At 40.3% G+C, this 10275-nt stretch carries 7 protein-coding genes; all 7 read right to left on the minus strand.

Features of this window, described 5'->3' with window-relative positions:
- Positions 1-53 precede the first annotated feature (53 nt).
- Entirely contained in the window at positions 54-1007 is a 954-nt protein-coding gene (locus tag F6K49_RS15980) for a lysylphosphatidylglycerol synthase transmembrane domain-containing protein (RefSeq protein ID WP_075901081.1), read from the minus strand.
- A 102-nt stretch (positions 1008-1109) separates the two neighbouring features.
- Entirely contained in the window at positions 1110-1559 is a 450-nt protein-coding gene (locus F6K49_RS15985; RefSeq protein ID WP_075901083.1) for a helix-turn-helix domain-containing protein, read from the minus strand.
- Positions 1560-2668: 1109 nt separating this feature from the next.
- Positions 2669-4099: a hypothetical protein gene (locus F6K49_RS15990; RefSeq protein ID WP_293098197.1), complete on the minus strand. Its 1431-nt coding sequence runs from the start codon at positions 4097-4099 to the stop codon at positions 2669-2671.
- 65 nt (positions 4100-4164) lie between these two features.
- On the minus strand, positions 4165-4902 hold the full coding sequence (locus F6K49_RS15995) for a class I SAM-dependent methyltransferase (protein ID WP_081431501.1): 738 nt from the start codon (positions 4900-4902) through the stop codon (positions 4165-4167).
- A 62-nt stretch (positions 4903-4964) separates the two neighbouring features.
- The gene (locus F6K49_RS16000; RefSeq protein WP_075901089.1) at positions 4965-6359 is read right to left on the minus strand and encodes a glycosyltransferase; all 1395 of its coding nucleotides are present in this window, start codon (positions 6357-6359) and stop codon (positions 4965-4967) included.
- Positions 6360-7272: 913 nt separating this feature from the next.
- Positions 7273-8865 (minus strand): hypothetical protein, encoded by a 1593-nt coding sequence (locus F6K49_RS16005; protein WP_293098201.1) that lies wholly within the window; start codon positions 8863-8865, stop codon positions 7273-7275.
- Between the two features lie 127 nt (positions 8866-8992).
- Positions 8993-10039: a glycosyltransferase family 2 protein gene (locus tag F6K49_RS16010; RefSeq protein ID WP_293023494.1), complete on the minus strand. Its 1047-nt coding sequence runs from the start codon at positions 10037-10039 to the stop codon at positions 8993-8995.
- Positions 10040-10275 lie beyond the last annotated feature (236 nt).

Here is a 10275-nt window from a genome sequence, read left to right on the forward strand (position 1 = left end):
CTGCTCCGAATTTAAATAAATTTAACATACATCTCCCCTTGACAACAGTCAAATTAAGAAGGTTTTTTTCCCAAGTTACGCACTGTAGTCAAATATTGTCCTAGAAAGGGTAATCCACCAATGGCGGGAAGTAGGTAGCGGGAAGTACACAGCAACCCTAAGGCGGCAGCTGTAGCAGCCGGAAAATAGGGTTGGTAGAAGAAAATTAGCGCAGCGTCACGGGTGCCAACCCCCGCAAAGGTTAGTGGTAACAATCCCGCTAAAATGGCTAGGGGGGACAGAGCGAGATTGGTTAAAAAGGGTGTCCAGGCGTTGAGGGCGAGGATAAATAACCAAATTTGCAATAAGTGTAAGAACCAGATAAAAATTGAAGTTAGGGTAATTTTGAATAACTGCTTGGGGTCATGCCAGAAGTAGCCGTGCATTTCCCCCCAAGAAGTTTGCATTTTTTCTAGCTTTGAGCGGAATTTTTTGGGTGCAATTTTTTTTGTCAGCAAGAAAAATAAATGGGCAAATTTGCGGGAGCTTAGCAGGAATAGCCCTAGAATTAACCCGAAAATTATCCCAGCGGTCATCAGCCAAAAGAAGTCATTTTTGCCCGGATATAGTAATAAACCAAAGACACACCATAGCAGTAGAGACAGCATGTCACAAGCTTTTTCGAAAATCACGATGGCTAACGACAAGCTCCCAGCTAAATTACCCCGCTGCTTCATAAAGTAGGCTTTAGCAATATCTCCCATTTTGGAGGGCAAGACCATATTCAGGGTACTGGCAGCTAAAATCAGGCGATTGGCTTCCCAAAATCGGAGTTGGGAACCTGTAGGCATTAGTTGTTGCAGTCGCCAAGCCGTAAACAGGGTGATCGGAATCACCATGCCCAGACTAATCGCCATCCACATGCGATCGCATTCTTTAAATACAGCGATCAGTTCGGGAAAGTCAATTTTGGTATAAATTACCCCTAGGATGATTAGGCTGATGGCAATGGAGATTAGTCGTTTCATGGATTAGCAGCAAAAGGCAAAAGGCAAAAGGCAACCGGCAACGGTCAACCTTCAATCTACCCTAGGGGAACGCCAAAGGCGAACAACCTTCAACATCTGATGCTAACCAAAAACTTTAGTCAGAATTTCAACAGCTGGGTCAACTTCTAGCCACACCGTAGCCCCACAATGCTTAGGACAATTGGGTTGATAAACTAAGCGAGATGGGCCTTTGATTTCTACATAATGACCGTAGGTGTTGCGGTTGCCTTGTTTGACGGTCAGGACAGGCTTGTAAGTATCGTATTTTCTATTTTCCTTAATAATTTGCTGGTTGACGTGGATGTAAGTCGCCACCTTTTGAGCAACTTTTTTCCAGGTTCCTTTTGGTCCACGCTTACCAGGAATGACTCTGGGCATGCCGTTAAATAGGGGAATTTGCCAAAATCTGCCAACTTTTTGAGCGCCTTTAATTCTGCCGCTTTTGAGGAGTTGGCGAACTCGTTGGACACAAATTCCTAAAAGATAAGCTGCTTGAGTGGTTCCAATTGTAGTTATCTGTTGTGCTGCCATGTCTTTGCCTTTTAGTCTAGCGCTATTGTTTGATCATGATTTTAATATAACACAGATTTTTAAATAGCGCTAGTGTTTTCCAAAAATCTGTTACATAACTTAATATCATGTTGTTTATATAGTGTTATAGGTTTGAGTTTAGAGTGGGAAGTAAAGTACTAGATCGTTGATGTAGTTTGATTAATCTTATTAGTCAAATTACTATAGCGCTATTGCTTTGTGGGACAGGTGATCTAAACAGTATTGGCAAGAAATTAAATAGCGCTATAGTTTAATCATCAGAGTGTTAGCTAATGAATTAATGTAGCGTTATAGTATCTTGGCCGTTAGCTTAATAAGCGCGCTAGCTTTATTCAGTGTTGTTAGTGGTTTTATATAGCGCTATGTTTATTGTTCCAATTCATATAGCGCTATTAATTTCACAGCAAAGGTGATCTAATTACCAACAAATTTTATAGCGCTATAGTTGGGATAAGCATTGATCACACAACACTTGACCACTGAGGCACTCAAAAATATTTTCCAAGTTACCTGATCTCAAAAACGCTGCTCGAACTTCAACCATTCATAATCATCCAAGGTTTGCACCTCATCACTTAGGTCAACCCAGGGTTGTAATTGTCCTGGTTGAAAGGTACGACTCATCACCACATAAATCGATGTCTGGTCTCCACCAATTCCGACACTTTGTACCGATTTCCAAGACTTAGCTTGTAACTCATCAATTACTAACCATCGCTCACCTTGCCAATAAAAATATCGGCGAAAGCAGAAGGGAGCGTCTTTTTTACCAGTAATTAATAATTAGGGTTAGTCAAACTCTTTTCTAAGCTGGGTTATGAGGATTAGATGGGTTTGCCCTAGCTGCCCACCTACTTTATTTCGTCATTGGGCTTTTGTATTAGCTTGTAAAGGCTTTCGCTCTGACCCTCAAAAATTATTTCTATTGTTGTGCTTGGCATGAATTGTGAATAATGTGCTTCGTTCAAGGGGCTACCCTGAAAAATAATGCAATTCTTCTCTATAAGATTACTTAAATCTAATTCTTGATTAAAAGATTCATATTTACGAGACCAGATATTGTAGAAAAATCCATCAGGAAAACTATATTATAAGACCTTAGAAAACCGATTTGAAGCAAAATCGTTACCAAACTTGAGTGCATATTGTCTATCGCTAGACCGATAATATCTTACGTGAATACAATTATTGTAATTTTGCTTAATCAACTGATTAATAGTTTTAATTTCACCCCTATAAGATTGATGACTATTTTTATCCTGTAACATTAGCTGATAAGTAACTGCGGCACTTGCTGTCACATACACCGTTAACACAAGTAGACTTAGTTTTGCATAAATACTTGGTTGTAAAAGAGTAGTCAGTTGTTGTTCAAATAGAGTAACTTGCACCCAAATCAGCAGACTACATAACCCCATAGATGGGATTAAATAATGAGTAGCAGGGTGTTTTAACGTAAGCATTATTTGAAACCCAATAATCAACAAAAGACATAAGTACAATAAATAAAGCTTTTGAACGGGGACGATAGGAGAGTATTTGTGTTGTAAATCGAAATTTTGTAAGGTCGGTCTAGCCAACCAAAACCAAACAGTAACAATGAAGAAATTTAATACCGATAAGCCAACAGTATAAAAGAAAAATCTATCCTGGGGAATCAAGTTAATAAAGGTGCTTGGTAAATTTGAAATATCAACTAAACCTGGATTACCACTGCCATAGTGTCCTGTATGGGTCGCAATCGACGTCAACCAATTAAAAAGACGAGGGTATTGGGAAAAAATAGGAGATGTTGTAATAAAAAACGTGACTATTGTTGTAAAAATTGCTAATCCTTTCTGAAACCAACCAGGAAGCAGCATAATCACCAGTATCATGGGGATAAATGTGACTTTTGTGGATATCCCTAATCCCAAAACTATACCGATAGCTAGGGCAAATTTAGGCAATCGGGCTCTCTCTGAGTAAAGATAAAATAGCAGCAGAATCACCAACACTTGAGTCAAAGAAAGTAGTAGGGTTTCCGGTCTCACACGGGTGGATTCTTGTAGGGGAGTCCACAAAAAAGGTCCTAACTGTAATAGTAAACTCAACGCAATATTCTGAGAGAATGCAAAAGCAACTAAACCCACCAGCAACAAGCAAGATGTTATGATAAGAAGCAGGATGGTGTTGACAGTGATCAAATAAAACTCAGGATTTTGCAGTACAGATTCTGTAATATTAGAAACAACAGAATTCGTCAGGTACTGAATAAAATAAGTTATTTGAATAACAATAGCACCAAAAACTTGTAGAGTAGTGCCCGGATGATCGGTATGACCAGGTGTTTGGAATTGGATGATATTTAAAAAATTTAGGAGATAAGCATACTCAGGATCAGAGTTTATTCCAAGCCAATATGGACCGAATTCCTGTCTAATAATCAGAGAAATAACAGCGAAGATAACCGGGATAATAAATAAATAAACAAATTGCTTTTTTTTAGATACTTTCTGCCGGAAATGACTGATGTTCATAGAAGCATTAACGTAGTTGTTTTAATATAATTATCCTTATTATTAATTTAAGCATTAGCTATCACTTAAATTACTTTTTCTAGTTCAATCGTCATGAACATTCCCAAGTGAGGATTAAGGGGTGATAGAAGCCATTCCATAAATTGCACTAGACTAAAAAGGGCTGATGGGAGAAGTTGTCTCATAGACAATCCTCCACTAATCAGATATCTTAAGGGTGTATGATTTTTTATACTTCGTACTCTTAAACGAGGAAATTCTTCCCGAAAAAGTTCGCTATCTCGGTTAAAAATAATCCAAGGAATAGCCATATTTGCTCCTGACAATGGTCCCCCTTCTTCAAAACCCCAATACCCCCGTGGATTAAATGGTTCATGGTGAAAATTCTTATAAATAAAGTTAGACCAACAAGTATTTGCTGGTTCGATCATGACAAGTTTTCCACCAGGCTTAAGGCAACGATCTGCTTCCCGAAAAAATTGTCGCGAATCTTTAATATGGTGCAATACATCAATCATCAGGATGGCACTAAGATCGTTGTCTTCAAAGGGCATATCTAAAGCAGAAAAAACTAGATCAACACCATCATAGGGTAAGACATCTGAAGTGATAATTTGAGAATTGTATTCTTTTAAGAAACTAGCACCACTACCAAGCTCCACAATTTTACCATCTGGTGGAATTGTCTTAATTCTCACTAATAACTGATTATAAAAACTATTATAAGTTTTTATAAGAAAGGGTTTGCGCTGAATTATTGCCCTTAATACATGGATGTTGTTTGGATTATCTAGATTGGTCATCTTAGATAACTCAGGAAGTCTTAATAAGTTAAGCATAGTAATCACAGAAGTCAGCTATATAATTAGGAAAACTTTATCTTCTTGGCTGCATAAGCACACATTTTAAAAAGTACCAACCCCTCCTTAAAGTGCTGAATATTTGAAGCGCCATAGGTTCTGGGCATATAACGGACGGGAATATCATTTATTTTTAATCCTAACTTCGCAGCGCCGAATAACAAATCAAAATCGCCAAAAGGGTCAAAATCACCAAAGTAACTCCGATTTTCCGCAATGCGGCAATAATTCTCTTTTGAAATTGCCTTGGTTCCACAGAGAGAGTCTTTGATTTTAGTATTAAGAAGATAGGATAGTAGCCAGGCGAAGAAACGGTTAGCCATTCGGTTCAACCAGGGCATAGTAGTAGCATTTACTGGGTAGATGAGGCGGCAACCGTTAGCAAATTCACAGTATCCAGAAGCGATCGCCTCGAAAAAGTAAACTAAATCTTCTGGCTTAACGGTTAAATCGGAATCTAAGATAATAAAAACGTCTCCTGTTGCCATGTTAAAGCCTTGGCGAACTGCGTCTCCTTTGCCTATCCCTGATTGTTGGGCAACTTTTATATCCCATCGATCTTTGTACTTTTCCTGAACCCGTTGAATTTCTGACCAGGTGTCATCTCTAGAGTTTCCTTCTACAAAGATGATTTCAGTATGTCGGCCCAATTTTGGCATCCGGGTGACGCAAGCTTCGATATTCCCTGCTTCGTTTCGTGCTGGAATAATCACTGAACAAGTCCTTTGCTGAATTTGGGTTTGAGCATCAGCATCTTTAGGCTGTAATCTGGCAATAATATACTCACATAAACAAAGTTGGTTGATAAAAGGCAAGGGTGCTAGGAACCGATTTATAAAATAGCTTATTAGTGGCACTCGCTTTGGAAAGAGTAATCTTTTTCCGTGATAAAGGACTTCAAAACCAGTTAGTTGTAATAAATTTTGAATATCTTCCAGACTCAACCAGTTGAGATCTGATAAGGGCATGCGTTGCCCGATCAAGGTGGCAAATTGTAGAATAGGTTCCCATACAGGGTTTTGAAACGTCATGACCAAACGGCTATTATTATGGCAGGCTTTTTCTATAGAATGTAATGCCTTCTGTATATCCTCTATGTAGCTGATTGTATTGGCCAATAAAATATAATCAAATTTCTCTAGGGGTTGAAAATATTCTATATTCTCTACCTGAAACTCCAGTCCTGGAAAACTTTTCTGACTATCTTCGACGGCCTCGGAATTTCTATCAATTCCGAGGCCATAACTTGGATTAACAGCCGCTAATAAGTACCCCAAACGTGAACCAACCTCTAAGACAGAATAGCCAGGACGTGTTGAAAAGCGGAAAAACTTTTCTAAGTCTTTATAGTAGTAGAGATTTCGATTTCTCCATTTTTCCATCCAATTTTTATAGTTCATATCATCTAATAAAAATTATGGGCAGTTCTGTAGAATTAGTGATGTTATGATTTACAACCGGTCTATTAAGCAGTGCCTAAGGCAGCGCTAAATTATAATTGTGAATAAAATTCCAAATAGCCCCAATTTGAAGACATTGTCAAAACGCTGACACCATCTCTCTCAGCAGGTGGGCATTGCTATCGAAACTGTTTCTGTGATCGGATTGAGTCGCGAAAGAGACTAACCTAAAAACCTTAGCCTATATAGATTACCCTCAGATTCTTCCTAAAATTCCACTATGTCTTTTGCTACCATGTCTTTTCCTCTTTACTATAGCGCTATTGTATAGTTTCTATCTGAGGTTAACACAAATTTTTAAATAGTGCTAGTATTTTTTGGTAATTGTTACATAATTTAATATCTTGGCTATCGTTATAGTTTTAGGAAGTTAGTAAGCTGATTAGATTAGCGCTATATTTAGTAGCTTGAATTGAACCCAATTACTATAGCGCTATTACTTGACCGGCGGAGGCAAAGGATACTCTTAATTAAATAGCGCTATCTTTACTTAAGAGTAGGAGCCTATCAAAACTATAGCGGTATAATAATTTGGTTGGGGAGGATTAAATATAGCCCTAATTTTTTTGGCGTTGCTGAATTAAGGAATGAATGCGCAATCATCTGGTTTTGTTAAAGCCCCCTAAATCCCCCGAGGGAGGGATTGCTCGCTCGGGGGACTTTGAACGTCTTATTCCCCCCAGAATTGGGGGGTTAGGGGGGCAAAACCATACCCAGAATCAGCAACGCCATTTTTTTGATAAGACATGATCTAATCACCAACAAATTTTATAGCGCTATAGTTGGGATAAGCATTGATCACACAACACTTGACCACTGAGGCACTCAAAAATATTTTCCCAGTTATCTGATCTCAAAAACGCTGCTCGAACTTCAACCATTCATAATCATCCAAGGTTTGCACCTCATCACTGAGGTCAACCCAGGCTTGTAATTGTCCTGCTTGAAAAGTACGACTCATGACCACATAAATCGATGTCTGGTCCCCACCAATGCCGACACTTTGTACCGATTTCCAAGACTTAGCTTGTAATTCATCAATTACTAACCATCGCTCACCTTGCCAATAAAAATATCGGCGAAAGCAGAAGGGAGCGTCTTTTTTCCCAGTAATTAATAATTTCTGCAATAATTTCCGAATTAAATTGGGAAAGAAGCGTCCTATCGTTAACATCACTCCCCGCAGAATTAGTAAATTCATTGGAGTCATTTGCTTCTGTTTCGCCCATCCCAAGTTTCCCTCAATCAGAATTTCATCTTCACTGACTTTAACTTGATAGTCATCAATCAGATGACCAACAGCATTTTTTAATTTACCTCTGTTTTGTACTAATATAGAAAAATGGGTATCTGAAGCAATTAATTGATTGTCTCGAAATATCTTAAAAACGCCTCCTTTATTCAAAGCTAAATAAAGTTCTGTACCTCGACGGCGCTCAATTAGGATGTTGGCGTCTTTCAACCATACGCGACCACTGCGACGGGGAGTTGGTTTGGGTCGGTTGCTGACAAAATCCCGCCAAGATAGGAGATAATTCCATGTATGGTGACCAATAATGTGATCATCGGCGTAACAGGGACCAAGACCATTAGCTAATCCCACCAAGAAGCGGTCATTAATCTCTAGGGCTTCTGGAAACCAGCGTCCTACTAATTCAAAGCCATGGGGAAAAAAGTTGTAAGTGTTACGGCTAGTGTATTCTCCGCCATAGGAACCATCGGGATGGATGAATTGTGCGGCTAATTCGACAGCTTTGATCAGAGCTTCTTTTAGGCGTGGGTCTAATCTCAACAGATAAATCCTGGCTAGACAGGAAATCGTTAAGGTGTGGTAGCCTGGGTCGCAGCCTTCGTATTCTATAAACCAACCTTCGGGACTTTGCCAGGATAATACTTGCTCTAGTCTTTGCGATCGCGCTCTATCCCATTGATTGGTATGCAACAGTTCCGATAGCAGGTCTAAACATAAGACAATCAAGGCTTGGTGGTTGCTGAGCTGTCCACTTTCCATGTGATGGGCTAGCCAATCTGCTCGTTTTTCAAAGAATTGTAAGGCAATGGGGTTATGGAGTCCCATGGCTTTGTAACTTTCGATGCTAGCCAATAAAGAAAAGGCGGCGGCTCCAGCAGCACGCTCAAAAGGGAAATAATCATCACAGGAGCCATCGGGATGGGAACTGGATGCAGCAAAAAGTATCCCTGCTTCGACCCAATCGAGAATTACTGGTTGCTGGTAGAACGGGTTATCTGGCAAGTCGGTATGATAAACTAGTGCTAGGGGCCAGACAAATTCCTGTGCCATCCCACTAGGAAAATCAATGATTTTATAGTGCCAGAAATTACGGTCGAAGCACCCGTAAGTGGGGCTGTGGGGATTTCGGTCTAGGAGGGTAAGGATTTTAGGGATTTGGTTTAGGGCGTGACGGGCGAATAGGTCTCTGGTCATTATTTGCTGCTGAATGTGTCAGTGCTTCAGTCCGAGAGTGATTAATTCTTTTCAGCCAAAAGTAGTCTTAAGAGCTTCCCACTATAACAAGTAGTCTTAAGAGCTTCCAACTATAACAATGGGAGTGTCAACGATTCAAGAAACTATTGACAAATTCTTCTCCTTCTCCCCCCTCATCACGGTTTTCCCGCTGTTGATGATTTCCGGTTGATGGCAAATGGGGAGTGTGATTGGAGTCAACTTCCAATCGACGTAGTCGTAGTTGGATGTCTTCTAGAAGTTGACGATTGACTGCCATTAGGTCTGCCACTAAACCAAATATCCACAGTTGAAAGCCCATTAGAATCAGAATAGCAGCTAAAACTAGGCTGGGTACGTGAGCTTTGGGAGTACCAGCGAAGTATAGGATTAACCAACGAATCCCCAGTAAGGTTCCTAGGGTAAATGGAATTGTCCCCAAGGTGATAAAGAATCTCAGGGGGTTGTAGGTCATGGAGATTCGCAGGATAGTGATTAGCGATCGCTTAACATAGGCACTGATACTCTTGACTAGACGGGACGGGCGTAAATAGCGATTGGTGCGGATTGGTACAGACGTAATAGCGATGCCTTTTTGTCCAGCTTGAATAATAGTTTCTAGGGTGTAGGTGTATTCATTAAAGACATTTAGCTTTAAGGCGGCTTCTCGGCTAAAGGCTCGGAATCCACTGGGAGCATCAATGATATTAGTATTGCTAGCAATTCGGACTACCCAACTACCGAATTTTTGTAGACACTTTTTAATAGGGGAGAAGTGCTTAATCTTCTGAATCGGTCGTGCCCCGATCACTATTTCGGCTCGACCTGATATAATAGGTTGTATGAGTTTGGGAATGTCATCAGCGCAGTACTGATTATCCGCATCGGTATTGACAATAATGTCCGCATCTGCTTTCAAGCAAGCTTCGATTCCTGCCATGAAAGCTTTGGCTAGTCCCTGATTGTGTTTAAAATTAACAATGTGGTCTACGCCATAAGAGCGGGCTACGTCTACGGTGCGGTCTGTACTGCCATCATTGATAATTAGCCACTCAACGGTATCTACACCCCTCAGTTGACGGGGAAGCACCGAAAGGGTAATCCCTAGGCTGTTTTCTTCGTTGTAGCAGGGGATTTGAATAATTAGTTTCGTCATCGATGGTGACGGGTTTTGCTTCAAGAATGGGAAAAACTCCGGTGCCTTTGATTATCGCAGACCCAGGCAAAAGAGTTTTGGTTTCTTGATTATGGTAGGTTATTGAGGATTATACCAGTTGTTAATGGAGAGTCAAGGGAGTAGGGAGTAGGGAGTAGGGAGTAGGGAGTAGGGAGTAGGGAGTAGGGAGTAGGGAGTAGGGAGTAGGGAGTAGGGAGTAGGAGGAAGGGTGTAGG

It is taken from the genome of Moorena sp. SIO3I6 (assembly GCF_010672095.1).